The sequence below is a fragment of the Streptomyces sp. CNQ085 genome (assembly GCF_022614595.1).
In the GTDB taxonomy this organism is placed as follows: domain Bacteria; phylum Actinomycetota; class Actinomycetes; order Streptomycetales; family Streptomycetaceae; genus Streptomyces.
Genome location: NZ_JAJFAU010000035.1, coordinates 1 through 24,437, shown reverse-complemented (window position 1 = coordinate 24,437; position 24,437 = coordinate 1). Strand labels below are relative to the sequence as shown.

Below are 24,437 nucleotides of genomic sequence, written 5' to 3'. Positions count from 1 at the left end.
GAGCGCGAAGTCCCACTGGTGGATCATCATGGCCAGGCAGTGGGCCTCATGGCTCGCGTCCGGTCCGCCTCCCCGCGTCAGCCCCGGTGGGCGGCCTGGAGGAGCAGGACCACGGCGACGGCCGAGACCGTGACCAGAAGGGTGGTCCACGTACACGACTCCAGACGCCCGCGGCACTCGCGGTGGGACATCACCGGCCCGCTCCCTTCCACTCCGTGCCGCCGGACAGGGCCGTACGGCCGGCCCGGCGACGCGGCGGGCGTGGACGGCGAGGTCGCCGTCCACGTACGACCAGCCCCGCCCGGTACCGGCCCCCTCGCGGACGCGAACGGGGTCGTGGAAGACCGACGGGGCCGGACAGCCGCGCATCCCGCGCAGCATCACCGGCACGTCCCGGCCGATCAGCACCCCGTAGGACACGCTGGGGAACGACCGGTCCGGCTCCCCGCCGGGACGGGCCACCTAGCACAGCCGGTACCAGCCCTCCCCACCGGGCGGCGGCGCGGGCTCGGACACCGCCCTCCCCTCCCGCCCCGGATGGCAGGAGCAGGCACACGCCAGGTGGCGCACCCCGGGCACACCGCTCTCCCCCGGCTCGGCCTCGGCGCACTCGCCGTGCGCCCCGATCGCACAGCGCACGGAGACGTACTCCGTCTCCTCCGCGCCGTTCCCGCCCCGCTCCCAGGCCGCCTCCGGCCACGGTCCAGCCGGGCACCGGGACGGGCCGGGGGCGGACGCCGTGCGCCTGGAGGTGGATGTTCCGCGTGTCGAGATCCAGCCCCACCGCCGCCATCCACAGCACCCGCCGACGCCGCCGGCGCACCGACCGCTCGTGCGCCGTCCAGTACGGCCGGACGGATGCCACATCCGGCATCTCCCCGCAGGTGCGCGGGGCCCGTCGCGCGGGCTTCTCCCCCACGGCCGGGCAGGCCGCGCTCCCGCCGGCCCGGAGGGCACGCACCGAGGCCGCCCGACGCTTCGGCGCCCGCCCCCTCCGGCGCCTCCCGGTGGCCGGAAACAGCAGTGTCAGCACCCACAGAAGGGCAGGACTCAGGGCCCAGCCCAGAAAACGCGCGATAGTCTTCCGCACGTCATCAACTCCCTCGAAGTTGGTGGCCATGCCCCGGGACGGCGCCCACCGTCGCCGGGGTTTCTGTTTGCCTATACAACCACTCTAGTCCAATACACACAACTGCATGCAGTTGTGCTCACTTCCCTGAAGCGCCCCGCCGCACCTCACTGCGTACCTTCATCGCATGGAGGAAATCGACCCCGGACGTCCGGAATACGTGTATGCACAGGTGGCCAACGCCATCGAACAGAAGATCAGCAGCGGACAGCTCCGGGCCGGAGCTCGCCTGCCCGGTGAGTTGGATCTGGCTGAGCAGTACGGCGTAGCCGCAGGCACGATTCGACGTGCTCTCGTCGAACTCCGCGAGCGCGGACTCGTGGTGACACTCCCCGCGAAGGGCACGTACGTGACGCAAACTCCGCCCGCCGACAAGGACGGCGAGTAGCGGCCCAGCAGCCGTCACCCCCCAGCGGCACCGTCCGCCGAACCCGCCTCACCGGGAAGCCACACCCTCGCGCCCCACTCGTCCAGCCTCGCCCTACGGGACTCGTAGTCGGGGAGCACCCTGCCCACCAGCCGCCAGAAGGCAGGCGAGTGGTTGGGTTCGCGCAGATGTGCCAGCTCGTGGACGAGGACGTAGTCCACGAGCGCGGCGGGGAGCTGCATCACCGCCCAGTGGATGTTGAGCGCCCCCCGGTCCGAGCAGGAACCCCAGCGGTAACCGAGAGGACGAACGACCAGGTCCACCGGCGGAGACGCGAGGCGTTCCGCCCAGGGGCCCACGCGCCGGGGCAGCCACTGCCGTCCGCGCTCCGCGTACCAGGCCACCAGTTCCCCGGCCGCCGAACTCCCGCGATCCCGGCGCAGCCTGAGACGGCCGCCAGCCAGCGCCACTGGCCCACCGCGACGATCCTCGCGTCGCGTTCCACGAAAACGACGAAGTTCTTCACGATGTCGAGCAGCCGGTGCGGGTGGAGTATTCCGGCCGCGAGGACCTTTCACTCCTCCGCGAAGGCGTCGCCGGGGTGGTAGGTGGTGGACGCGATCTCCTCCGCTGCGAGGGGGCGCGGGTCGCGGCACACCACGTAGTCCTGCAACCGGACCGTGAACGTGCCGAGCCCGGTCGCCCGTGGTCGCCACGGTCAGCTGCACGGCGTGGAAGAGCTGGTCGCTGCCTCGCGGGGCCATCGCGCCCTCTGTGGGCACTACGATGGCGGGCGTAAGCCCCGGTGTGTGCCTCTGCGTGCAAGCACCCCGGGGCACAGCCGTGCCCAGGAAAGCACAACCCGGTCGGCCCGGGCGCCGCAATCCGCACACCAACGCGCGGAACTACAACAGCACATAGGAAGTTCTGAATGTACTGCCATACACGGGAGTTCAGTCGCCTTGGGCTGGCTGGCTGCCTCCCGTCTCTCCCGCCGCCCAGTTCACAACTCGCGGCGAGCGGCACACGACCTGGCTTCCATGCCGGAGCGAGTACGAAGAAGCCCCTCCCGGATTCCGGGGAGGGGCTTCTTACTGCCGTGTGGACCTGAGGGGATTCGAACCCCTGACCCCCTCGATGCGAACGAGGTGCGCTACCGGACTGCGCTACAGGCCCCTGCAACGGGTGAAACCCTAGCATCCCCGTGCCCGTGCGCGGAAATCCGTTCCCGCGCTGGTCACGGCGCGTGGGGCGACGGGCGTGCCCGGGGCGGGCGGGGTCACTCGTTGGCCGCGCGGGGGCGGTCCTCGTCCGCGTACTGGTCGAAGAGCGGGGTGTGGCGGCGCGGCGCGGAGGAGCGCGAGGGGGCCCGGGCGGCGGAGGGCCGGGCGGGTTCGGAGGAGGCCGTGGTGGAGCGGGCGGAACTCCAGGCGTCCGGGGCCTCCAGGTCCACGGCCCGGGCGGTGCGCGGGGCGACGGGGGCGTTGACGTAGGTGGGCAGCGGTACGGGGGTGGGCTCCCAGCCGCTCTCCACCGGGGCGGGGGTGCGCTCGCGGCGCTGGGCGTCCACCCACTCGGCGTGGTCGGTCTGTTCCACCAGGGCGCGCCGCTCGTCCGCTTCCGGGTCGGAGGCGGATTCAGGGCCCGGCTCGGGGGCGCGGGCGGAGGTGTTGTGGCCGGATGCGGCCCGGCCCGTGGCGGTGCGGCCGCCGGTGGCGCGGTCCGCCCGCTCCGCGCGGCGCTCGCGCAGGTGGCGGGCGGCGTCCTCGGCGTGGCGCCGGTCCATCACGAACTCGAAGCGGCGCCTCTCCTGGGCCCGCATATGGGCGATGTAGGCGCTCAGCAGTCCGGCCGGGACCGCCGGGGCCCACAGGAACGCGATGCCGCCGACCGCCGCGACGATCGCGCCGAGCGTGAAGGCGAGGAAGAGCACCATCGTGGTGCGCCGGCGGCGGACGAGGAGCTTGGCCCGGCCCTTCTGGCCCTGGTCCGGCTGGTTGGGCCGACTCGCCTGGTTCGACCGGCCGGGCCGGTCCCGCTGGGGGCGGCGTACCTCGGTGGGGGCCTCGGCGCGGGCGACCGTCACGGGACCGGGGAGGATGATGTGCTCGGTCACGGGGTCGGCGAGCGCCCGGACGTCGACGCCCGGGGCACCCTGGTCGTCATCGTCGGCGGGGCCGCCGTCCCCGTCCGCCTCCCTGAGGCTCCTGGCGTACCGGCGCTCCATGCCAGCCCGGCCGGACAGCAGCCGGATGGCGGTGCCGAAGCGTTCCGTCGGACGGCTCTCGTTGAGTTCGTCCTGCCGGCGGAGCCACATCGGCACCAGGTAGGCGGCCCAGGCCCCGACGATGACTGCGTAGATGAGGCCGCTGCTGCTCACCCACCACACGGTAGAGGGGTTTCGCGAGGGTGATACGCCAATTGGCGCGGTGTGTCGCACGATCCGGCTGATATCTCAACCGTTTTTTGTGATTGCGGCGGCCCGTCTCCGCGAATGTGTCCGGCCAATGGCGGTAAGGTGTCTTCTCCTCAGGCAATATCGAACATTTATTTTATTTATGCGAGGCGCCCGGAAGAGAGCGCCGATGCCAGCGTTCCAGCAGACGCTCCGGGATGTCCTCCGTGGTCAGCGCGTAGACCAGGTGGTCCCGCCAGGCGCCGTCGATGTGCAGATAACGCGGCCGCAGTCCTTCCTCGCGGAATCCGAGTTTCTCCACCACCCGGCGGCTCGGCCCGTTCTCCGGACGGACGCAGACCTCGATACGGTGCAGTCCGACGGTGCGGAAGCAGTGGTCCACGGCGAGCGCGAGGGCCGTCGGCATCACACCGCGTCCGGCCACCTCCCGGTCCACCCAGTAGCCGATGTGGCCCGAGCACATCGAGCCCCAGGTGATGCCCGCGACGGTGAGCTGGCCGGCCAGCCGCCCCTGGTACTCGATCACGAAGGGCAGCATCCGGCCCGCCTGCGCCTCCGTCCGCAGGTGCCGGACCATCTGCCGGTACGTCGGCCGGCGCGGCGGCAGGCGGCCGGGCAGGGCGGGCGGGACGGTGGCCTCCCAGGGACGCAGCCAGTCGCGGTTGCGCTGGTTCACCTCGCGCCAGGCGCGGTGGTCGCGCAGCCTTATGGGACGGAGGGTGATGTCACCGTCCGACAGCTCGACCGGCCAGGGGGCGTTCAGTGGGGTGCGTCCTTCCTGGGATGGTCGCCGCCGTGGATCTGGTCCACGGCGTGCGGCAGCAGGGGTTCCAGGACCGCCAGGCCGTCGCGTACGCCTCCGGTGGAGCCGGGGAGGTTGACGATCAGGGTGCGCCCGGCGACGCCCGCGACGCCCCGCGAGAGAGCGGCGGTGGGCACCTCGGGCCTCCCGGCCGCGCGGATGGCCTCGGGGATGCCGGGGACCTCGTGGTCGAGTACGGCCCGGGTCATCTCCGGGGTGCGGTCGGTGGGCGAGATGCCGGTGCCGCCGGTGGTGAGCACCACGGCGTAGCCGTCGGCCACGGCCTCGCGCAGTACATCCTGGACGGGCTCGCCGTCCGGGACGACGCGCGGGCCGTCGGTGGCGAAGCCCAGCGCGCCCAGGGCCCGGGCCAGCAGCGGGCCGGTGGTGTCGGAGTAGACGCCCGCGGCGGCGCGGTTGGAGACGGTGACGGCGAGGGCGCGGCGGCCCATGGGCACGGATCCGGGGGCCTGCCCGGAAGCGGGCGCGGGGTCGGTCATCGGTCGCGGCTCCAGTCCCCGGAGGCTCCCCCGGTCTTCTCCTCCACCCGCACGTCCGTGATGACGGCCCCCTTGTCGACGGCCTTGACCATGTCGACGACCGTCAGCGCCGCGACCGACACGGCCGTCAGTGCCTCCATCTCCACACCCGTGCGGTCGGTGGTGCGCACCGTCGCCGCGATCTCCACCGCGTCGTCGGCGACGGCGAGGTCGACCTCCACCCCGGAGAGGGCCAGCGGGTGGCACAGCGGTACGAGGTCGGGGGTGCGCTTGGCGCCCATGATCCCGGCGACGCGGGCGACCGAGAGCGCGTCGCCCTTGGGCACGCCCTCGCCGCGCAGCAGCTCCACCACCCGGGGGGAGACGCGTACGCGGCCGGTGGCGCGCGCCGTGCGGGCGGTGACGTCCTTGGCCGAGATGTCGACCATCCGGGCCGCGCCCGCCTCGTCGATGTGGGTGAGGCCCGCGGCCCCGTCCGCTGGACTCCCCTGTCGCGCGCTGCTCATCGTTCTCCCGCGTCGGTCCGTTCCGGACGTCAACGGTACCCGTCGCGGCACGGGCACCGATGCGTCAGTCCAGGAGGACGACCTCCAGTTCGTCGCCCCGGGCGACCTCGGTGGTCCGCTCGGGTACGACGACCAGCGCGTCGGCGCGGGCCAGCGCGCCCAACAGGTGCGAGCCGGGGCCGCCCACCGGGTGGACCGTGCCCGGCGCCTCGCCGGCGGCCGGGGGCTCGTACCGGCCGCGAAGGAACTGGCGCCTGCCCTCCGGCGAGGCGATCGGCCCGTCGCACTCCAGGCGGGCGGTGACCGTACGCCGGACGACGGGCTCCAGGCCCATCAGGGCGCGCAGGGCGGGACGGACGAACAGCTCGAAGGAGACATAGGAGCTGACGGGGTTGCCGGGGAGGGCGAACAGCGGGATCCGGTCGGGGCCGACCAGGCCGAAGCCCTGCGGTTTGCCGGGCTGCATGGCCAGGCGGCGGAACTCCACGCGCGCGGGGGGCCGCGGCGCGGCGCCCTCGGGCGCCTCCGGCTCCGCGCCGGCCCCGTCCTCCGCCTCGCCCGGCGGCTCGGCGCCGCCCAGGACGGTGCCCTCCAGGCCGGTGAGCGCCTCCTTGACCACGTCGTAGGCGCCGACGCTGACGCCACCGCTGGTGACGATGGCGTCGGCACGTATGAGCTGGTCCTCGACGACGGTGCGCAGGGTGGCGGCGTCGTCGGCCACCGCGCCGACACGGTAGGCGATGGCGCCGGCGTCGCGGGCGGCGGCGGTCAGGGCGAAGCTGTTGGAATCGTGGATCTGACCGGGGCCCAACGGCGCGCCGGGGCGGACCAGTTCGCTGCCGGTGGAGAGCACCACCACGCGCGGGCGCGGCCGTACGGTGACGGTGCCGCGGCCGACGGCGGCCAGCAGTCCGATCTGCGCCGGGCCCAGGACGGTGCCGGCCTCCAGGGCGACGGAGCCGGCGCGTACGTCGCTCCCCCTGCCCCGCACGTACTGCCGCGCCGTCACCGGCCGGTGGACGCGGACCTCGCCGTCCGAACCGGACGGGTCGGCGCTGTGGGCGGCCATGGCACCGGCCCGTCCGGCGCCGGCGCCGCCGTCGGTCCACTCCACGGGGACGACGGCCTCGGCGCCGGGCGGCAGCGGCGCGCCGGTCATCACGCGGGCGGCCTGGCCAGGGCCGACCTCGGGCGGCCGGCCGGCGCCCGCCGCCACGTCGCCGACGACCTCCAGCACCGCCGGGGCGTCCTCGCCCGCCTTCTCCACGTCGGCGACGCGCACCGCGTAGCCGTCCATGGAGCTGTTGTCGAAGGGGGGCAGGGAGACGGGCACCAGGACGTCCTCGGTGAGCACGCAGCCCTGGGCGTCGAGCAGGTGCAGCTCGATGGGCTCCAGCGGCCGGACCGACCGCAGGATGTCGGCCAGGTGCTCGTCGACGGACCGGGTACCGCTCAAGTGCCTACAGCTCCTCTTTGACGAAGTCCCGCAGCCAGGCCCGGAAGTCCGGGCCCAGGTCCTCGCGCTCGCTCGCCAGCCTGACGATGGCGCGGAGATAGTCCCCGCGGTCGCCGGTGTCGTAGCGGCGGCCCTTGAATACCACACCGTGGACCGGGCCGCCGATTCCCTGGTCCGCGGCGAGTGTCTGGAGGGCGTCGGTGAGCTGGATCTCGCCGCCGCGGCCGGGCTCGGTCTTGCGCAGCACCTCGAAGACGGCCGGGTCCAGGACGTAGCGGCCGATGACGGCCAGGTTGCTGGGGGCGTCCTCGCGGCGGGGCTTCTCCACCAGGTCCGACACGCGTACGACATCGTCGTCGCCGGTGGGCTCGGCGACGGCGCAGCCGTAGAGGTGGATGCTGTCCGGATCGACCTCCAGCAGCGCCACGACGCTGCCGCCGTAGGTCTCCTGGACCTCGATCATCCTGGACAGCAGCGGGTCGCGCGCGTCGATGAGGTCGTCGCCGAGGAGGACCGCGAAGGGCTGGTCGCCGACGTGCGGGGCGGCGCACAGCACCGCGTGGCCCAGGCCCCTGGGGTCGCCCTGGCGCACGTAGTGGATGGTGGCCAGGTCGGTGGACTCCTGGACGCGGGTGAGCTTGGTCGCGTCGCCCTTGCTGCGCAGCACCTCCTCCAGTTCGTAGTTGCGGTCGAAGTGGTCCTCCAGCGGGCGCTTGTTGCGGCCGGTGACCATCAGGACGTCAGGGAGGCCGGCGGTGACGGCCTCCTCCACCACGTACTGGATCGCGGGCTTGTCGACGACCGGCAGCATCTCCTTCGGGGTGGCCTTCGTCGCCGGAAGGAAGCGGGTGCCGAGCCCGGCGGCCGGGATGACGGCCTTGGTGATCCGCCGTGTACGCGAGGTAGTCATGTCTGCACCATAGCCGTTGGTTTGTAACGTAACGCGCATGTCTGACTGATCCGTTGCGGTTCACGGGGAATCATCCCGGCACTCGGGCCGCGCTGGCGCGCCAGCAGGATGATAATGCGCCTGCCATGGCGAGGGACTGGCGTAATCGAGCCGGGGAGATGAACACGGCGTGAAGGATGACGGAATCACCGGAGCACACCGGGGTACACGTGCGGCGCCGGGTACGGCGCCGGGGGAAGGGCCGCGGACGGTGGCCGACGAGAAGCGGGCCCTGCGGCGCGCCCTCCTGGCGGCCCGGGCCCGCCTGCCGGAGGACGGCGTACACCGGCTCGCCGGCGCGCTCGCCCGGCACGCCCTGGAGCTGCCCGAACTGGCCGGAGCGCGCACCGTCGCCGCGTACGTCTCGGTGGGGCGCGAGCCGGACACCCGCGCGCTGGTGGACGAACTGCACTGGCGCGGCGTGCGCGTGCTGCTGCCGGTGCTGCTGCCGGACGACGACCTGGACTGGGCCGCGTACGAGGGCGCCGAGTTCCTCTCTCCCGCCCGCCGGGGGCTGCTGGAGCCCACCGGACAGCGGCTGGGTCCGCGGGCGGTGACCGGGGCGGATGTCGTACTGCTGCCGGGCCTGGCGGTGGACCGGCGCGGGATGCGCCTGGGACGCGGCGGAGGGAGTTACGACCGGATGCTGGCCCGGATCGAGGCGCCCGGGGCCGGGCCGGCGCTGGTGGTGCTGCTGCACTCGGGCGAGTACCTGCGCCGGGTACCGGCGGAGCCCCACGACCGGCCGGTGCACGCCGCGGTGACCCCCGAGGGGGTGCACCGCTTCACGGCGTGAGACCGGCGGGCGCGGGGCTCGCGGCGGTACGGGGTGAGGGCGGCTACGGGGTGAGCGCCATGGTGTCCTCGGTGGCGTCGTCGACGGCCTTCGGGCTGAACGCCCAGTCCAGCTGCTCGCCCTCGGCCCACTTGTCCGTCTGGTCCACGTAGTTGGCGTGGTAGGCGTGGCCGGAGGCGCCGGTGAGGTTGATCCAGCTCGACCCGTCGAGGTCGGCCAGGTTGACCACCATCCGCATCGACGGCACCCAGATCACCTCGTAACCGCCCGCCGCGTTCCAGCCGGTGGCGTTGACGGCGGCCTCGCCGCCGCCGAGGTCCCAGGGACCGCGGTTGAGCAGGTGCTGGACGAAGCCGGGGCCCTCGGTGCCCAGGGTCTGGTTCTGGAGCATCAGCCGGTGCAGACGGCCCCAGCTCCAGGTCTCGATGTCCTTGCCGAGCTTGGTGGTCAGCTCCCAGCGGGCGTCCTTCATGGCGCGGGCCAGCAGCGCGTCGCGGTCGCCCTCGCCCTCCTCGAAGCGGCTGCCGGGGGTCCACCATCCGCTGTCGGGCTCGTCCAGCAGCGTGCGCACGACCTCGTACCAGCGGTCGCCGCCGTCGGGCTGCGCGGAGGACGGGGCGCGCGTGCCGCACTCGCGGACGGTGCGCGGGTTGCCGCTCAGGTCCTCGATCGGGCCGGACTCGTCGGCCGGGCGGACCCGCAGGCACTCGCCCTCGACGCGGACCTCCCTGGGCAGCTTGTTGCCGAAGCCGAGCTTGAGGAGGTTGCGCCACACGCCGTTGAAGTAGGCGGCGGGCGCGGAGTCGGCGTCCTGGGTGTAGTCCCAGCCCTCCAGCAGCTCCTGTGCCCGGCGGACGTAGGGGTCCTCGACGTCGATCCTCAGCAGGTACGGCACCAGGATCTTGGCCATCTCGCTGCTGCTGTCCAGCTGCATGGTGCGCATGTCGTCCGTGGAGACCTTGCCGCCGTCCTTGATCTTGGACTGGATGAGGTCGTCGATCCGCTGGCTGCGCGCGCCGTAACCCCAGTCCTCGGTGAGCAGGTAGGGGTACTTCTCCGCGTCGATCACGGCCTGGTTGGCGGTGACGATGTAGCCGCGCTCCGGGTTGTACTCCCAGGGCAGGGCCTCCTGCGGTATGTAGCTCTTCCACTCGTAGTCCGGGTCCCAGCCGGGCGCCGGGTAGCGTCCGTCGTGGCCCTCGGCGCGGACCGGGATGCGGCCGGGCGCCTGGTAGCCGATGTTGCCCTCGGTGTCGGCGTAGACCAGGTTCTGGGAGGGGACGGCGAACTTCCGGGCGGCCTCGCGGAACCCGCCGAAGTCGGTGGCGGTGTTCAGCTCGAAGACCGCGTCCATGGTCCTGGAGGGCTCCAGCGCCGTCCAGCGCAGCGCGACGGCGTAGCCCTTGCCGCGGTCGGGGGCGACGTCGCCGACCGGGGCGTGGTCGCCGACACCGGACAGCTCACCGCTGCGGTCGGAGACGAGGGGGCCATGGCGGGTGGAGCGGACGGTGATCTTCCGGTCCTCGCCGCCCGCGACCTTGATGACCTCCTCGCGGGCCTCGTACGGGACCTTCTCGCCGTCGTAGAGGTAGGTCCCGTTCTCGATCTTCTCCAGGTACAGGTCCGTGACGTCGGCGCCGAGGTTGGTGAAACCCCAGGATATGTCCTGGTTGTGGCCGATTATCACACCCGGCATGCCGGAGAAGGTGAAGCCCGCGACGTCGAAGGGGCATGTCTCGCCGACCGAGTTGCAGTGCAGGCCCATCTGGTACCAGAGGGAGGGGAGCTGCGGGGCCAGGTGCGGGTCGTTGGCGAGCAGCGGCTTGCCGGTGGTCGTGTACTCGCCGGAGACGACCCAGGAGTTGGAGCCGATCCCGTCGCCGTTGGGGCCCAGGAGGGAGGGGATGGCGTCGAGGGAGGCGGCCAGGGCGGCGAGCTGGGGCCGTGCGCCCTGGCCGGCCTGGCCGGCCTGGCCCGCACCGGCGCCCTGGGCGGTGCCGTCGGCGCCGGGGGAAACCGCGCCGCCGGGGGCCGTGGTGCTGGGGTCGGAGGTACCGGGGGCCGCGGTGCCGTTCTGCGCGGCGCTCCCGCTCTCCACAGCGGCGGCCTCCGGGTCGTAGGCGCCGTCGAGAGCTCCGACCGCGCCGTCCCGGACGATCGGCTTGTTCCGGTCGTAGGGGTAATCCGGGTAGAGCGCCTCGATCTGCTCGCTCGTCAGGCGGCTGGAGAGCAGGGCCCGGTCTATCTCGTCCTGCATGTTGCCGCGCAGGTCCCAGGCCATGGCCTTGAGCCAGGCCACGGAGTCCACCGGCGACCACTTGTGCGGTCTGTAGTCGCTGACGAAGCCGAGGGCCGCGTACTCCAGGGAGAGTTCCGCGCCGCTGCGGCCGCCCAGATAGGAGTTGACGCCCTCCGCGTAGGCCAGCAGGTACTTCTTGGATGTCTCCGACAGCTTGGTGTCGTACTCCTCCTGCGCCACCTTCCGCCACCCCAGGGTACGCAGGAAGGCGTCGGTCTCGACCTGGCTCTCGCCGAACATCTCCGACAGCCGGCCGGCCGTCAGATGCCGCCGTACGTCCATCTCCCAGAAGCGGTCCTGGGCGTGGACGTAGCCCTGGGCACGGAAGAGGTCCTCGGCACTGTCGGCGTAGAGCTGGGGTATGCCGTGCTCGTCGCGTTTGACGGCGACCGGGGCGGAGAGGCCGTCGAGCTCCATCGAGCCGGTCGTCTGCGGGAAGGACGCGCGGACGGTGCCGACGCTCCAGTAGGCGCCGTAGCCGACGCCCGCCACGAGCAGCAGCACGACTACGATCACGAGGAGGCGGGCGCGTCGCGGGGTCTTCTTGGCGGGCATCGCTGTCCTTCGAGGGCAGGGTGGGACCTGAGGTGCTGGAGCAACCATAGGACGAGCCGGATCACCGGTCGGCAGGGAGGCCGAGCATCGGGAGCCGAAGATTCAAGCAATGGTAAATTATTAGGCAACGCAATGATCTCCCGGCGGTCGGGTTCCGGCCGTTCGCTTCCGCGTGCCTACGGAAGGACCCGCTTCTGACTGTTGACCGCCTCAACGAACTCATGCTGGTCTCCGCGCTCGTCCTGCTCGTCGCCGTCGCGGCCGTCCGGCTCTCATCCCGCACAGGGCTCCCCAGCCTTCTGATCTACCTCGGCATCGGGCTCGTCATCGGACAGGACGGGCTCGGGGTCGAGTTCGACAACGCCGAACTGACCCAGGTGCTGGGCTACGCGGCACTCGTGGTGATCCTCGCCGAGGGCGGTCTGGGCACCAAGTGGCACCAGATCCGCCCGGCGGTGCCCGCCGCGGCCGTACTGGCGACCGCGGGCGTCGCGGTCAGTGTGGGCGTCACCGCCGCGGGAGCCCACTACCTGGTGGGACTGGACTGGCGTCCGGCGCTGATCATGGGGGCGGTCGTCTCCTCGACGGACGCCGCGGCGGTCTTCTCCGTGCTGCGCAAGGTGCCGCTGCCGCCCCGCCTGACGGGGATGCTGGAGGCGGAGTCCGGATTCAACGACGCCCCGGTGGTGATCCTGGTCGTCGCCTTCGCCTCGGCCGGCCCGATGGATTCGTGGTACGTCCTGCTCGGGCAGATCGCGCTGCAGCTGGCCATCGGGCTCGCGGTCGGGCTGGCCGTCGGCAAGCTGGGCGAGTACGGGCTGCGGCAGGTCGCGCTGCCCGCCTCGGGCCTGTACCCGATCGCGGTGATGGCGCTGTGCGTCCTGGCGTACGCCGGGGGTGCGCTGGCCCAGGGCAGCGGGTTCCTGGCGGTCTACGTCAGCGCGGTCGTCCTCGGCAACTCCAGGCTGCCGCACCGCCCCGCCACCCGGGGGTTCGCCGACGGCATGGCGTGGATCGCGCAGATCGGCCTGTTCGTGCTGCTCGGCCTGCTGGCCGCCCCCTCCGAGCTGCTGCGCGACTTCTGGGCGGCGCTGGTACTCGGAGGGGTGCTGACGCTGGTGGCACGGCCGGCGTCCGTGGTGCTGTGCTCCCTGCCCTTCCGGCTCCCCTGGCGGGAGCAGACGCTGATGTCGTGGGCGGGGCTGCGCGGCGCGGTGCCGATCATCCTGGCGACGATCCCCATGGTCGACCAGGTGCAGGGCAGTCGGCGGATCTTCAACATCGTCTTCGTGCTGGTCGTGGTCTTCACCCTGCTCCAGGGGCCGACCCTGCCGTGGGCCGCCCGCCGGCTCGGGCTGGACAAGGCCGGCGACACGCAGGACCTGGAGATCGAGTCGGCCCCGCTGGAGCGGCTGCGCGGGCATCTGATCGCGGTCTCCATCCCCGACGGCTCGCGCATGCGGGGCGTGGAGGTGACCGAGCTGCGGCTGCCGAAAGGCGCGGCGGTCACCCTGGTCGTACGGGAGGACAGCAGTTTCGTGCCCTCGCCCTCGACCGTCCTGCGGCATGGCGACGAACTGCTGGTGATCGCCACCGACGCGGTGCGGGACGCCACCGAGCGGCGGCTGATGGCCGTGGGCCGGGGCGGCAAGCTGGCGGGCTGGCTGGGGACGGCGGGCAGTTCGGCGCTGCGGAAGGACTGAAGGGCTGCTGGGAGAACGGACGGGAGCGGGGACAGGGTGCGAGGCAGGGAGACGCTGGCGTGGAGACGCGGGCGGGGTTCGGCCGGACCCGCGGGTTGATCGGCTACCCTGAGGCCGTACGTTTGTCCGACTTTCGGAGCTACCGGAGTTTCGACCCCGCCTGATGCAGGGCCGGCACGGCCGCCCGGTCGACCACACGCCGCGGTCCGTGCGAGAGGACGGCCTTCGGCGTGCCCCGCCGTACCGCGCCGCCGTGCGCCGTACAGCGGCGCGGTGCGCTACCAGGCGGCAGAAAGGTACGGCCGTGGCCACCACGGTCACTCCCGTCACTGACCGGAAGCCCGGCTATCGGGGCCTGCTGCGCACTCCCGGTGCGTGGACGTTCCTGCTGCCCGGTTTCCTGGCCCGCCAGCCCTTCGCGATGCTGACGCTCGGCATCGTGCTGCTGGTCGAGGACACCACCGGATCGTTCGGCACGGCGGGCACCGTCTCCGCCGTGACCGGCGTGTCGATGGCCCTGTTCGCGCCGCGAAGCGGCCGGCTCGCCGACCGCTTCGGCCAGCGCGCCGTCCTGGTGCCCGGGGTGCTGCTGCACGCCACCGCCGTGGGTGCGCTGACGGCCCTGGCGCTGTCCCGGGCGCCGTTGTGGGCGCTGCTGCTGGCGGCCGTACCGGCCGGCGCATCGGTGCCGCAGGTCGGCCCGATGGTGCGGGCCCGCTGGGCGCACCTGCTCAGGGGCGCACCGGGCTCGCCGGGCGGATCGGGTCCGCCGGGCGTGCGGAACGGGCCGGACGGGCCGGGTGGGGCCCGGCTGCTGTCGACGGCGGCGGCGTTCGAGTCGGTCACCGACGAGCTCACTTTCGTCATCGGCCCGGTCCTGGCCACCGCACTGTGCACCGGGGTGCACCCCGCCGCCGGGCTGTCCGCCGAGGCGGCCCTGACCGTCGTCGGCGGACTGCTCTTCGCGGCCCAGCGCCGTGCCGCGCCCCCCGCCCACCGCCGCGCCCGGGGGGCGGGCGGTGCGCCGCCCGCCTCGGCGCTGTCGGTGCCGGGCGTACGGGTGCTGATCGTCGCCTTCCTCGGCATCGGCGCGGTCTTCGGCGGGATGCAGGTGTCGATGGCCGCCTTCACCGAATCCATCGGCCAGCCCGGTCTCAACGGCGTGCTGTACGGCGTCTTCGCCGCGGGCAACATGCTCGCCGGCCTCGTCTTCGGCGCCCTGACCTGGCGCTCGGCCCCGCAGCGCCGACTGCTGACGGCATACGCGCTGCTGACGCTCGCCACCGCGCCGCTGTGGGCGGTGGACATGGTCCCGCTGCTGGCCGTCCTCGGACTGCTGGCGGGCATGGGCATCGCGCCGAGTCTGATCACCGGATTCACCCTGGTGGAACGACTGGCGCCGGCGGGCGTGCGCACCGAGGCGTTCACCTGGATGGCCGGTGCGGTGGCGATGGGGCAGGCATGCGCCGCGGCGGCCGCCGGGCGGCTGACGGACGGCTTCGGGGCGAGCGCCGGGTTCACGGTGCCGCTGGCCGCCACGGCGCTGGCGCTGGTGACGGTGGCGGCGCTGCGCGGATGGCTGGAGCCGGACAGCGGGCAGACGGGCGCTGGGGAGGGACCGCGAACCGGGTGACGGAGGGCCCCGGACGGAGGACGGGAGAGGCGCTCCGGGGCGTGGCGAGAGTCACCGTCGGCCGCTCCCGGTGGACTAAGCCGCCGGAATACTGCACCATGGTGCGTCGTTAGCACTCCACAGGGAAGAGTGCCAGGAGGAGCAAGTGCCGACCTATCAGTACCAGTGCACCGAGTGCGGCGAGGGCCTGGAAGCGGTTCAGAAGTTCACCGACGACGCGCTCACCGAGTGCCCGAGCTGCAAGGGCCGCCTGAAGAAGGTGTTCTCCGCGGTCGGCATCGTCTTCAAGGGATCCGGCTTCTACCGGAACGACAGCCGCGGCTCCTCGTCGGCGTCGTCCTCGTCGGCGTCGTCCTCGTCGGCGTCGTCCTCGTCGGCGTCGTCCTCTTCTTCCGAGAAGAGCTCGGGCTCGTCCGGCGGTTCGTCGTCCAAGGCGGGCTCCTCGGCGGCCTGACTCCGCCGCCTGCCGCCCTCCGGTCCGGGGCCGGAACCGGCCCGTCCCGGCCCCGCGGCGGCGCACCGCTGCGGGGTCGCGGCGTACAGGGCTAGGGTGTTCGGCCATGAGCGCACAGGCGGAGACAGGCGTCATCGGCGGGTCCGGGTTCTACTCCTTCCTGGACGACGTGATGGAGGTCGCGGTGGACACGCCGTACGGCGAGCCCAGCGACTCCCTCTTCATCGGCGAGATCGCTGGACGCCGGGTGGCTTTCCTGCCCCGGCACGGCCGCAAACACCACCTTCCCCCGCACCGGATCAACTACCGGGCCAACCTGTGGGCCCTGCGCTCGGTCGGTGTGCGGCGGGTGCTGGGGCCGTGTGCGGTGGGCGGTCTGCGGCCCGAGTACGGGCCCGGCACGCTGGTGGTACCGGACCAGCTCGTGGACCGCACCAAGTCCCGCGTCCAGACCTACTACGACGGCGAGGCGCTGCCCGACGGCTCGGTGCCGAATGTGGTGCACCTGTCCTTCGCCGACCCGTACTGCGAGACGGGCCGAGCGGTGGCCGTCGAGGCGGCGCGCGGACATGACTGGGAGCCGGTGGACGGCGGCACCATGGTGGTGATCGAGGGACCGCGCTTCTCCACCCGCGCGGAATCGCGCTGGCACGCGGCGCAGGGCTGGTCGGTGGTCGGGATGACCGGGCATCCGGAGGCGGTCCTCGCCCGCGAAATGGGGCTGTGCTACTCCTCGATCGCGCTGGTAACCGACCTGGACGCCGGAGCGGAGACTGGTGAGGGCGTCTCGCACGAGGAGGTGCTCCAGGTCTTCACGCAGAACGTCGGACGGCTGCGCGAGGTGCTCTTCGACACGGTGGCCGGGCTGCCGGCGGAGCGGGACTGCGACTGCGCGACGGCGCTGGACGGGATGGACACGGGGATCGAGCTTCCGTAGGCGCGACCGGCCTCCGGGCCCGGCCGGTGGAGGGCCTGAGGGTGGGGGCGGGAGCGGCTCGTGCGACCTCCGTCCCTCGTGTATCCCTCGTGCGGGCGAGCGAGTTGTCCACAACCGGTGGGTAACCCACAGGCTCCAGCGGATCGCCGCGGAACCGGACATCGTCGAGGTCTTCCCACCACAAGGCGGTGACCTCGATGTCCTCTTCCCTCCAGTCCGCCCCCGTCCCCACCCCCTCCACCCCTTCCATCCCTTCCACCCTTTTCGCACCTCTCTCCCCTCCTCCGCTCTCTCCCTCCTGCCCGACCTCCGTCCCCCCTCCGTCCTCCTCCCTCTCCACACCCCACTCCCTGCCCCCGCCCTCGAGCCCTCCACCCGCCGGCCCCGTGCCGGAGTTCGAACCGGTGCGCGCGGGGCGGAGTGCTCTTGGCTCCCTCCGGGCCGCGGGCCGGTGGTTCCGGGCGATGGCCCTGCTGCTGGCCGTCGCCTCCGCGGGCGCCGCCCTCTGGGAGGCGCCCGCGGACGGAAGCGGGGAAGGGCACGGTACTCCTCCGGCAGCCCGGCCCGCGGCCGGAGAAGCACCGGCGGCCCCCGCCCCGCCCCCTTCCGCGGACGGCCGGGACGGCGGCACGACGGTGGACGCCCCGGTCCGGATCCCCGACGCGGAGGCGGTGCGGCTGCTGCGTCCCGGGGACAGGGTGGACGTGCTGGCCACCCCGGACGGCGGCCCGGCGGGCCGCGCACGGACCATCGCCCGGAACGTACGGGTGACGGCCGTACCCGAGCCGGCCTCCGGCCCGGAGGCCGGTCCCGGCGGCCGGGAGGGGGCGCTGGTGGTGCTCTCGGTATCCCGGCCGGCGGCCGCCCGGCTCGCCGGCGCGGCGGCACACTCACTTCTGGCGGTGACGCTGTGCTGACCGCCGCCCGCCGGGTCCCGGACTGGACAGTGCGTGCGGGGTTCGTGCAGCGTGTGCTGCGTTCACCCGGCGGAGGCCGGAGCACGTGTGCGGAGGAGAGGCAGTCCCTTGAGCGAGAAGCAGGGCATTCTGACCGGGTTCAGGTCATTCCTGATGCGGGGCAACGTGGTCGATCTGGCCGTTGCCGTCGTCATCGGAGCGGCCTTCACCAAGATCGTGAACTCGGTGGTGGAAGGCGTCATCAACCCGGTGGTGGGTTCCATCGGCCCCAAGGACCTCGACCGCTACCAGTCCTGCCTCCAGGGCCCGTGCGATTTCGACGAGGCCACCGGTGCGGCCCTCAGCGGCATCGCCATCAAGTGGGGCTCGGTGCTGAGCGCCGTGCTGACCTTCCTGATCACCGCCGCGGTCGTCTACTTCCTGATGATCGTGCCGATGAACAAGTTCAAGGAGCGGCTGGACGCCCTGAGCGCCAAGGAGGCGGCGGAGGCGGCCGCGACCCCGGTGCAGAAGACCGAGGTGGAGCTGCTCATCGAGATCCGCGACGCGTTGCTGGCCCAGCGCGGCGACAACGGCACCACGGACGCCGCCGCCCTGCTGGCGGCGCAGCGCAAGGCCTCCGACAGCGGTGCCCAGCCCGATTCCGAGAGGACATCCGGAACCTCCGGGAACACCCCCGGGAAGGCCTGACCCGGACGCTTCCCGGAGCGCCGCGCGGGCAGCGGCGACGGCGCGGCCTCACAGATGGTGCGGGGGCCTCTCGTCCAGGAAACGGGCCAGATCGCCCGCACCGCCGTCGCCGCCGTCATCGCCCGTTTCCGGACGCTCGCCCCAGCCCCGGTCGGTGTCGTCGGCCGCGGGGCGGCTCAGCGGATCGGAGAAGTCCAGCACGGATGCCGGGTCGCGGGGCTCGTCGCGGGACGCGGAGCCACGGCCGGAAGCGGCGGGAATGCTCATCCCCCCAGGGTACGGCCGCCCGGCTCGCCCCCGGGAGGAGGATCATGGCCCCATGAGCACCTTGAGGGTCAACGACGCACTGACGGATGTCCAGGGCCTGCGGGTCGGCCACGCCCAGCGGATCGGCGACGGCTGGCTGACGGGCACGACCGTGGTCCTCGCGCCGGAGGGCGGGGCGACCGCCGCCGTGGACGTGCGGGGCGGCGGTCCCGGCACCCGGGAGACCGACGCCCTGGATCCGCGCAATCTGGTGGAGCGCGTCGACGCCGTGGTACTGACCGGGGGCAGCGCCTTCGGCCTGGACACCGCCTGCGGGGTGACGGCCTGGCTGGAGGAGAGAGGCAGGGGCTTCCCCGTCGGCCCGGAACCGGACCAGGTGGTGCCCGTGGTCCCGGCCGCCTGCCTCTTCGACCTGGGCCGCGGCGGTTCCTGGCGCGCCCGCCCCGATGCCGCGCTCGGCTGGGAGGCGGCCGAAGCGGCCGCCCGTACAAGCGTCGGCGAGCCGGTCCTTCAGGGCAACGTCGGGGCCGGTGCGGGGGCCGTGGCCGGTGGCCTCAAGGGCGGGGTGGGCACCGCGAGCACAACCCTGCCGTCGGGCACCACGGTGGGCGCGCTGGCCGTGGTCAACGCGGTGGGTTCGGCTCTGGACCCGGCCACAGGCGTGCTCTACGGCGAGCTGTACGGCAAGCGACCGGTCTTCCCCCGGGAGATTGAGCACGCCGAGGCGCTGCGGGCCCTGGCCGCCGCCCAGCAGGAGTCGGAACGCCGTTCGGCCGCCTCGGTGCGGCCACCGCTCAACACCACGCTGGCCGTGGTGGCCACCGACGCGGAGCTCGCTCCCGCTCAGGCGCAGAAGCTGGCGGGCACCTCACACGACGGGCTGGCCCGCGCGGTCCGCCCGGTGCATCTGCTCACCGACGGGGACACCGTCTTCGCCCTGTCCACCGGCGCCCGCCGCCCGGAGGCGGAGGAGATCAACGACGTGCTGGCGGCTGGCGCCGACACCCTGACGCGTGCGGTGGTCAAAGCGGTGCGGGCCGCGGAGGGCGTGGACGGCCCGGGTGGGGTGTTCCCGGCGTACCACGACCTCTACGGCCGCCCCTGAGCCGGTACGACCCCGGCTTCCGCCCTTCGAGTCCCACGGCCTCGTCCCGTACGACCTCGCCCGGGGGTCGCGCCGGAGTGCCGGCACCACCGGTCCCGGACACAGCGGGACCCCGGCGCTGGGGGGGGAGTGCGCCGGGGTCCCTGTCCAGGGGGCGTATCCGGTGGTCTTCTGTCGTGTCCCGTCACGGCGCGGTGTCCACCACCTCGCCGGGCACCGTCACGCCGCCGCGTCGAAGCCCGTGTCATGGGCCATCTTCTTCAGTTCGAGCAGGGCGTGCTTCTCGATCTGCCGAATGCGTTCCCTCGTCAGGCCGTGCTGCTTGCCGACCTCCGTCAGCGTGCGCTCGCGTCCGTCCTCGATGCCGTAGCGCGCCCGGATGATGGAGGCCGTCCGGTCGTCGAGCCGACCGATCATGTCCTCCAGTTCCTCACGCCGCAGCATCACCAGCACGGAGTCCTCGGGAGAGGTCGCGGAGGTGTCCTCCAACAGGTCGCCGAACTGCGTCTCGCCCTCATCGTCCACGGACATGTTCAGGCTGACCGGGTCGCGCGCCCAGTCCAGCACGTCCGTGACGCGCTCGGGGTTGGAGCCCAGCTCCTCCGCGATCTCGGCGGGCTCGGGGTCGCGGCCGTGCTCGCGGTTGAACTCCCGCTGCACACGCCGGATCCGTCCCAGCTCCTCGACCAGGTGGACGGGGAGGCGGATGGTGCGCGACTGGTCGGCGATCGACCGCGTGATGGCCTGGCGGATCCACCACGTCGCGTACGTGGAGAACTTGAAGCCCTTGCGGTAGTCGAACTTCTCCACCGCCCGCACCAGGCCCGCGTTCCCCTCCTGGATCAGGTCCAGCAGCGGCAGGCCGCTGCGGGGGTAGCGCCGCGCGACGGCGACGACCAGGCGCAGGTTGGAGCGGATGAAGACGTCCTTGGCGCGCTCGCCTTCGGCGGCCACGGCTTCCAGCTCCTCGCGGGTCGCGGTCGCGGCCGGCGAGTCCTCCGAGACGGGCTCGACCCCGCCGTCGAGGACACGCCGGGCGTACACACCCGCCTCGATGGCGAGCGAGAGCTCGACCTCCTTCGCCGCGTCCAGCAGCGGGGTCCGGGCGATCTCGTCGAGGTACATGCCGACCAAGTCCCGGTCCGCTACATCCCCCGCCGACGAGGTACGTACAGGTCGTGCCTCGTCAGCGCCGTTGGGATCGGCCTGACGACGGGCGACGGCACGGGTTGCCATGCGTACTCCCTTGCGAGTCGTGGTCTACAACTGGTCGGTGGCGGTCCAGCCACCCGGCGTCTCCTGTACTCGGGTGCCCGTTCCGATGGAATCAACGACTTCAATCCGGACAGAATTCCCGCGGCGCGCATCGTTCTTCCGGTTCTTGCGGTATTCTGCACCGCCACACAGAGGATGCCTTCCATGGCGGAGCGCGGAGAAGTCCAGGTCAGAGCGGGCGAGTAAGGCGGCCTTCCGAATCTGACGGACATCTACGACCACTACGCCCGTGAGACCCCCGTCACACCCGCCACCGTGCCCCTCACCACCGAGGCCAGACGCCCCTGACCGCTCTCCCACCCCGAGGACGGCCCGCACCGCCTCCTGGTCGCCCTGGAGAAGGACTCGAACCGCGTCCTGGGTCACGCCACCAACAGCCCGTTCCGCCCAGGCCCGCCCGCTCCGCCTCGGTCGGGGTCAGCGTCCACCTCGCACCCGACACCCGCGGGCGGGGCATCGGCGCCCTGCTGTACGAGCGCCTCCTCGACGCCCCCGACGGCGAGGACGTCCACCGTGCCCACGCGGCCGTGGCCCAGCCAACGAGGCCTCCGGGCGCCTCCGCACCCACTTCGGCTTCCGCCACGTCGGCACCTACGGCGAGGTCGGCCGGAAGTTCGGCCGGTACTGGGACGTGGCCTGGTACGAGAAGCCACTGGACTCCCGAAGGCGCGCGCCACCCGCGCGCCCGCACCGCCCGCGCGCGGCATCCGCCGGACGCGTTCCCCCGTCACCCTCCGGGGCCACCGAACCGCTCCTCCGCAGCGCGGCGCCGCACCCGGCGCCGACTCCCACCGCACAATCCCGGTGGGCCCGTCCGAAGCACCCCACCCGGGCCCCGCCCGACACCCCGCCTCCGCCCACGGACCCATCCGCGCCCCTCCGCACCCCTCCGCACCCTGCCATTGGCCCGACCACTGACAGTCCCGCACCCCTCTGGCCGCGGGCCCGGCGCGCTGGAACGATGTGGCCGCCACGGCTCCGGCATCCCCTCCGCCCGCCCGCATGCCGCCCTTTCCGCACGCGTACCACCGGCCCCACCCGTTCCGTCCGCACATGTGAGGAGAGCCCCGATGCAGCAGCCCGCGACTCCCAGCCGCAGACAAGCCCTCACCACCGGCCTGTTGGGTGTCACCGCGGCGCTGGCCGCCTCCGACTCCCTCCCCTCGCCGGCGAACGCCGCCACCGGACCGAACGCCGTACCGGCCGCCGACACCGACCGCGCCCGCACGCGCGCTGGGGCCCGGGCCCTGGTCCGGCAGATGTCCCTGGAGGACAAGGTCGGGCAGCTCTTCGTCGTCGAGGTCTACGGGCAGGCCGCCGGCACGGTCTCCGCCGGCAACCGCGCCCTGTACGGCGTGGACACCCCCGCCGAGGTCATCGCCAAGTACCGGCCGGGCGGGATCATCTACTTCGACGCCCGACGCGGCCCCGACAACGTCCGCGATCCGCTCCAGACCGCTCGCCTGTCCAACGGCCTCCAGCGGGCCGCGCGCCGCGCCGGCGCCCGCGTGCCACTGCTGGTCTCCATCGACCAGGAGGGCGGCAGCGTCGTCTATCGTCTCACCGACCCCGCCACCCTCCTGCCCGGCAACATGGCGCTGGCGGCGGGCCGGTCCACCGCCGGCACCCGTCGCTCGGCCGAGATCATCGGTCTGGAGCTGGCGGCGATGGGCGTCAACCAGAACTACGCCCCGGTCGCCGACGTCAACGTCAACCCCGAGAACCCGGTCATCGGCGTCCGCTCCTTCGGCTCCGACCCCGCCTTGTGCGCCTCCCTGGTCGACGCCTCCGTGAGCGGCTACCACCGCGGCCGGATCGCCTCCGCCGCCAAGCACTTCCCTGGGCACGGCGACACCGACACCGACAGCCACACCGGCCTCCCGCGGATCGACCACACCCGCGAGGAACTGGAGAACCTCGACCTGCCGCCTTTCCGGGCCGCCATCGCGCGCGGTGTCGACACGATCATGACGGCCCACATCGTCGTCCCGGCCCTGGACCCGTCGGGCGTCCCGGCCACCATGTCGCAGCCGATCGTCACCGGGCTGCTGCGCGAGGAGCTGGGCTTCGAGGGCCTGATCGTCACCGACGCCCTGGACATGCGGGGCGCCTCGGGCCAGTTCCCCCCGGACGTGGCGCCGGTCCGGGCCCTCGAAGCCGGCTGCGACCAGCTCGTCCTGGCGCCGAAGCCGGACATCGCCTACGACGCCGTCCTGGAGGCCGTACGCGGCGGGAAGATCCCCGTCTCCCGCCTGGACGCCTCGGTCGAGCGGATCCTGGCACACAAGCTCCGCCGTGATCTCTTCCGGCACCCGTACGTGAACGAGCGGCGCGCCGTCCGCACCGTCGGCGCCGAACGCCACAGGGTCGACGCCCAGGCCATCACCGACCGCACCGTCACCCTGGTCAGGAACGAGGGGCCCCTCCTCCCCCTCTCCTCCGGCGCACGCTCCGTCCTGGTCGCCGGCTGGGGGGTGGACACCACCCGGACCCTCGCCGACGCCGTCGCCGAGCGGCCCGGCCAGAGCGCCGCCGTCCTGGAGACGGGCGCGATCCCCTCCACGGACCGCATCACCGAGGCGGCGGGCGCGGCGGCGGGCCACGGCCTGGTGATCGTCTCCGTCAACGCGGCCGCGGCGGGCTCGGAGAGGGGCGCCGCCCAGGCGAGGCTGGTCCAGGCCCTGATGGACACCGGCACACCCTTCGTCGCCGTCGCCGTCCGCAACCCGTACGACATCCGCCGCTTCCCCGGCGTCCCCGTCTACCTGGCCACCTACTCCTACGGCGCCCCCTCCCTCCGGGCCGCCGTCCGCGCAGTCTACGGCGACCTCTCCCCCGCCGGCCGGCTCCCGGTCGCCGTCCCGGACGCCGACTCCACCGGCACCCTCTACCCCTTCGGACACGGCCTGACGTACTGATCCGCCCAGCACGTTCGGCACGCCCCGCACTCATCCGCTAACCTGTCCTGCGTCACGCCTTCGTAGCTCAGGGGATAGAGCACCGCTCTCCTAAAGCGGGTGTCGCAGGTTCGAATCCTGCCGGGGGCACAGCGCATCAGGCGTTGACCTGGGGTTTCTCCCCGGGGAAGCGCCTTACTCAGCCCCGGACTCCTCGTCCGGGGCCGTCTGCGTGAGCGGACGGGTTGTTGATCTCCCGAATATCGCCCGACGGACCAGCACCATCCGGCACGGACTCCGGGCCGAGTTCCTTCCCGCCGTTGGGCTGGGTCTCCGCTTCTGGGGCGGTGTCCTCCGAGGTGGTACGAGCACGCGGGACCAGCCGGGCGGCGGCCTCGGCGATCGCCAGATCCGCTTCCGGGAGCAGGCTCGTGTACGTGTCCGACGTGATGGTGATCGAGGAGTGGCCGAGCATCTCCTGGATGTCCTTCAGATCAGCGCCGGCCGCGTGAGCCAGAGTCGCCGCGCCGTGGCGTAGGTCGTGGAGCCGGATCGGTGGAAGGCCGGCCTCCTCGTACAACTCGATGAACCGCCGTGTGACGTTGGCGGGGTGGAGCGGTTCTCCGTTCTCCCGCGTGAAGACCCTGCCGGTCTCCACCCAGGGCCTTTGAGAAGTGCCGAGGTGGGCGGTTCGCCTGCTGAGAGCCGGATGTGACGGCTTGTTGGCTTCTGCCGGAGGCGCCCCTGGACGCAGAACAGGCATGGCCGCTGGTGATCATGTGGG

22 protein-coding genes, 2 tRNA genes and 1 pseudogene are annotated in these 24,437 nt (G+C 72.8%); 12 read left to right on the top strand and 13 right to left on the bottom strand.

The genetic code is table 11. The features are described from left to right. Positions 1-462 precede the first annotated feature (462 nt). Entirely contained in the window at positions 463-639 is a 177-nt protein-coding gene (locus LJ221_RS09160) for a hypothetical protein (protein ID WP_241715279.1), read from the bottom strand. Positions 640-1,256: 617 nt separating this feature from the next. Here LJ221_RS09160 and LJ221_RS09155 point away from each other — a divergent pair. Further along, positions 1,257-1,517, top strand: coding sequence for a winged helix-turn-helix domain-containing protein (locus tag LJ221_RS09155; RefSeq protein WP_241715278.1), 261 nt, complete (start codon positions 1,257-1,259; stop codon positions 1,515-1,517). Between the two features lie 14 nt (positions 1,518-1,531). On the opposite strand, the gene LJ221_RS09150 is transcribed toward LJ221_RS09155, so the two are convergent. The 8 genes from LJ221_RS09150 to galU all read right to left on the bottom strand — a co-directional run bounded on the left by LJ221_RS09150 (position 1,532) and on the right by galU (position 8,086). Next, complete coding sequence (locus LJ221_RS09150) at positions 1,532-1,966, bottom strand: M48 family metallopeptidase (protein ID WP_241715277.1); 435 nt, start codon at positions 1,964-1,966, stop codon at positions 1,532-1,534. Positions 1,967-2,598: 632 nt separating this feature from the next. Next, positions 2,599-2,672: transfer RNA gene (locus LJ221_RS09145), tRNA-Ala, on the bottom strand. A gap of 103 nt (positions 2,673-2,775) precedes the next feature. Further along, positions 2,776-3,876: a gephyrin-like molybdotransferase receptor GlpR gene (gene glpR / locus LJ221_RS09140; protein WP_241715276.1), complete on the bottom strand. Its 1,101-nt coding sequence runs from the start codon at positions 3,874-3,876 to the stop codon at positions 2,776-2,778. Between the two features lie 172 nt (positions 3,877-4,048). Further along, positions 4,049-4,675 (bottom strand): GNAT family N-acetyltransferase, encoded by a 627-nt coding sequence (locus tag LJ221_RS09135; protein WP_241715298.1) that lies wholly within the window; start codon positions 4,673-4,675, stop codon positions 4,049-4,051. After that, complete coding sequence (locus LJ221_RS09130) at positions 4,672-5,214, bottom strand: molybdenum cofactor biosynthesis protein B (protein ID WP_241715275.1); 543 nt, start codon at positions 5,212-5,214, stop codon at positions 4,672-4,674. The genes LJ221_RS09135 and LJ221_RS09130 overlap by 4 nt, the downstream gene beginning before the upstream one ends. Continuing rightward, positions 5,211-5,720 carry a cyclic pyranopterin monophosphate synthase MoaC gene (gene moaC, locus LJ221_RS09125; RefSeq protein ID WP_241715274.1) on the bottom strand — a complete coding sequence of 170 codons (510 nt, stop codon included), beginning with the start codon at positions 5,718-5,720 and terminating at the stop codon, positions 5,211-5,213. The genes LJ221_RS09130 and moaC overlap by 4 nt, the downstream gene beginning before the upstream one ends. Before the next feature lie 64 nt (positions 5,721-5,784). After that, positions 5,785-7,176 (bottom strand): gephyrin-like molybdotransferase Glp, encoded by a 1,392-nt coding sequence (gene glp / locus LJ221_RS09120; RefSeq protein WP_241715273.1) that lies wholly within the window; start codon positions 7,174-7,176, stop codon positions 5,785-5,787. 4 nt (positions 7,177-7,180) lie between these two features. Beyond that, positions 7,181-8,086 (bottom strand): UTP--glucose-1-phosphate uridylyltransferase GalU, encoded by a 906-nt coding sequence (gene galU, locus LJ221_RS09115; protein WP_241715272.1) that lies wholly within the window; start codon positions 8,084-8,086, stop codon positions 7,181-7,183. Positions 8,087-8,336: 250 nt separating this feature from the next. Between galU and LJ221_RS09110 the strand changes: the two genes are divergently transcribed. Then, a complete protein-coding gene (locus LJ221_RS09110) occupies positions 8,337-8,921 on the top strand; it encodes a 5-formyltetrahydrofolate cyclo-ligase (RefSeq protein ID WP_241715271.1) in 585 nt (194 codons plus the stop codon). A gap of 43 nt (positions 8,922-8,964) precedes the next feature. On the opposite strand, the gene LJ221_RS09105 is transcribed toward LJ221_RS09110, so the two are convergent. Beyond that, entirely contained in the window at positions 8,965-11,775 is a 2,811-nt protein-coding gene (locus LJ221_RS09105) for a penicillin acylase family protein (RefSeq protein ID WP_241715270.1), read from the bottom strand. 221 nt (positions 11,776-11,996) lie between these two features. On the opposite strand from LJ221_RS09105, the gene LJ221_RS09100 reads away from it, so the two are divergent. The 6 genes from LJ221_RS09100 (at position 11,997) to mscL (ending at position 18,109) form a co-directional block, all read left to right on the top strand. Beyond that, complete coding sequence (locus tag LJ221_RS09100; protein WP_241715268.1) at positions 11,997-13,478, top strand: potassium/proton antiporter; 1,482 nt, start codon at positions 11,997-11,999, stop codon at positions 13,476-13,478. 304 nt (positions 13,479-13,782) lie between these two features. Continuing rightward, positions 13,783-15,111 (top strand): MFS transporter, encoded by a 1,329-nt coding sequence (locus LJ221_RS09095; RefSeq protein WP_241715266.1) that lies wholly within the window; start codon positions 13,783-13,785, stop codon positions 15,109-15,111. A gap of 145 nt (positions 15,112-15,256) precedes the next feature. Continuing rightward, on the top strand, positions 15,257-15,565 hold the full coding sequence (locus LJ221_RS09090) for an FmdB family zinc ribbon protein (protein WP_241715265.1): 309 nt from the start codon (positions 15,257-15,259) through the stop codon (positions 15,563-15,565). Between the two features lie 106 nt (positions 15,566-15,671). Then, positions 15,672-16,502, top strand: coding sequence for an S-methyl-5'-thioadenosine phosphorylase (locus LJ221_RS09085; protein WP_241715263.1), 831 nt, complete (start codon positions 15,672-15,674; stop codon positions 16,500-16,502). Positions 16,503-16,966: 464 nt separating this feature from the next. Next, a complete protein-coding gene (locus tag LJ221_RS09080; protein ID WP_241715260.1) occupies positions 16,967-17,419 on the top strand; it encodes an RcpC/CpaB family pilus assembly protein in 453 nt (150 codons plus the stop codon). Positions 17,420-17,527: 108 nt separating this feature from the next. Further along, positions 17,528-18,109, top strand: coding sequence for a large conductance mechanosensitive channel protein MscL (gene mscL, locus LJ221_RS09075; protein ID WP_241715259.1), 582 nt, complete (start codon positions 17,528-17,530; stop codon positions 18,107-18,109). A gap of 48 nt (positions 18,110-18,157) precedes the next feature. Here mscL and LJ221_RS09070 read toward each other — a convergent pair whose 3' ends face one another. Next, complete coding sequence (locus tag LJ221_RS09070) at positions 18,158-18,376, bottom strand: hypothetical protein (protein ID WP_241715257.1); 219 nt, start codon at positions 18,374-18,376, stop codon at positions 18,158-18,160. A 52-nt stretch (positions 18,377-18,428) separates the two neighbouring features. Between LJ221_RS09070 and LJ221_RS09065 the strand changes: the two genes are divergently transcribed. After that, a complete protein-coding gene (locus LJ221_RS09065) occupies positions 18,429-19,481 on the top strand; it encodes a P1 family peptidase (RefSeq protein ID WP_241715254.1) in 1,053 nt (350 codons plus the stop codon). Between the two features lie 219 nt (positions 19,482-19,700). Here the strand turns inward: LJ221_RS09065 and LJ221_RS09060 are convergent, their stop codons facing one another. Beyond that, complete coding sequence (locus LJ221_RS09060; protein WP_241715252.1) at positions 19,701-20,717, bottom strand: RNA polymerase sigma factor RpoD/SigA; 1,017 nt, start codon at positions 20,715-20,717, stop codon at positions 19,701-19,703. 240 nt (positions 20,718-20,957) lie between these two features. Between LJ221_RS09060 and LJ221_RS09055 the strand changes: the two are divergent. The 3 genes and pseudogenes from LJ221_RS09055 to LJ221_RS09045 form a co-directional block, all read left to right on the top strand. Next, positions 20,958-21,411, top strand: a pseudogene (locus tag LJ221_RS09055) (N-acetyltransferase family protein); the annotation flags it as partial. Between the two features lie 415 nt (positions 21,412-21,826). Further along, on the top strand, positions 21,827-23,674 hold the full coding sequence (locus tag LJ221_RS09050; protein WP_241715251.1) for a glycoside hydrolase family 3 protein: 1,848 nt from the start codon (positions 21,827-21,829) through the stop codon (positions 23,672-23,674). 56 nt (positions 23,675-23,730) lie between these two features. Continuing rightward, positions 23,731-23,803 (top strand) — tRNA-Arg (locus tag LJ221_RS09045). Between the two features lie 49 nt (positions 23,804-23,852). On the opposite strand, the gene LJ221_RS09040 is transcribed toward LJ221_RS09045, so the two are convergent. Beyond that, complete coding sequence (locus LJ221_RS09040; protein WP_241715249.1) at positions 23,853-24,311, bottom strand: tyrosine-type recombinase/integrase; 459 nt, start codon at positions 24,309-24,311, stop codon at positions 23,853-23,855. Positions 24,312-24,437 lie beyond the last annotated feature (126 nt).

Bases quoted from the DNA above. Each gene is read 5' to 3' on its own strand.
- LJ221_RS09105 (WP_241715270.1), bottom strand. From the start codon at position 11,775: ATGCCCGCCAAGAAGACCCCGCGACGCGCCCGCCTCCTCGTGATCGTA.
- moaC (WP_241715274.1), bottom strand. From the start codon at position 5,720: ATGAGCAGCGCGCGACAGGGGAGTCCAGCGGACGGGGCCGCGGGCCTC.
- galU (WP_241715272.1), bottom strand. From the start codon at position 8,086: ATGACTACCTCGCGTACACGGCGGATCACCAAGGCCGTCATCCCGGCC.
- LJ221_RS09100 (WP_241715268.1), top strand. From the start codon at position 11,997: ATGCTGGTCTCCGCGCTCGTCCTGCTCGTCGCCGTCGCGGCCGTCCGG.
- LJ221_RS09130 (WP_241715275.1), bottom strand. From the start codon at position 5,214: ATGACCGACCCCGCGCCCGCTTCCGGGCAGGCCCCCGGATCCGTGCCC.
- LJ221_RS09065 (WP_241715254.1), top strand. From the start codon at position 18,429: ATGAGCACCTTGAGGGTCAACGACGCACTGACGGATGTCCAGGGCCTG.
- LJ221_RS09060 (WP_241715252.1), bottom strand. From the start codon at position 20,717: ATGGCAACCCGTGCCGTCGCCCGTCGTCAGGCCGATCCCAACGGCGCT.
- LJ221_RS09050 (WP_241715251.1), top strand. From the start codon at position 21,827: ATGCAGCAGCCCGCGACTCCCAGCCGCAGACAAGCCCTCACCACCGGC.
- LJ221_RS09080 (WP_241715260.1), top strand. From the start codon at position 16,967: ATGGCCCTGCTGCTGGCCGTCGCCTCCGCGGGCGCCGCCCTCTGGGAG.
- LJ221_RS09155 (WP_241715278.1), top strand. From the start codon at position 1,257: ATGGAGGAAATCGACCCCGGACGTCCGGAATACGTGTATGCACAGGTG.
- LJ221_RS09070 (WP_241715257.1), bottom strand. From the start codon at position 18,376: ATGAGCATTCCCGCCGCTTCCGGCCGTGGCTCCGCGTCCCGCGACGAG.
- LJ221_RS09085 (WP_241715263.1), top strand. From the start codon at position 15,672: ATGAGCGCACAGGCGGAGACAGGCGTCATCGGCGGGTCCGGGTTCTAC.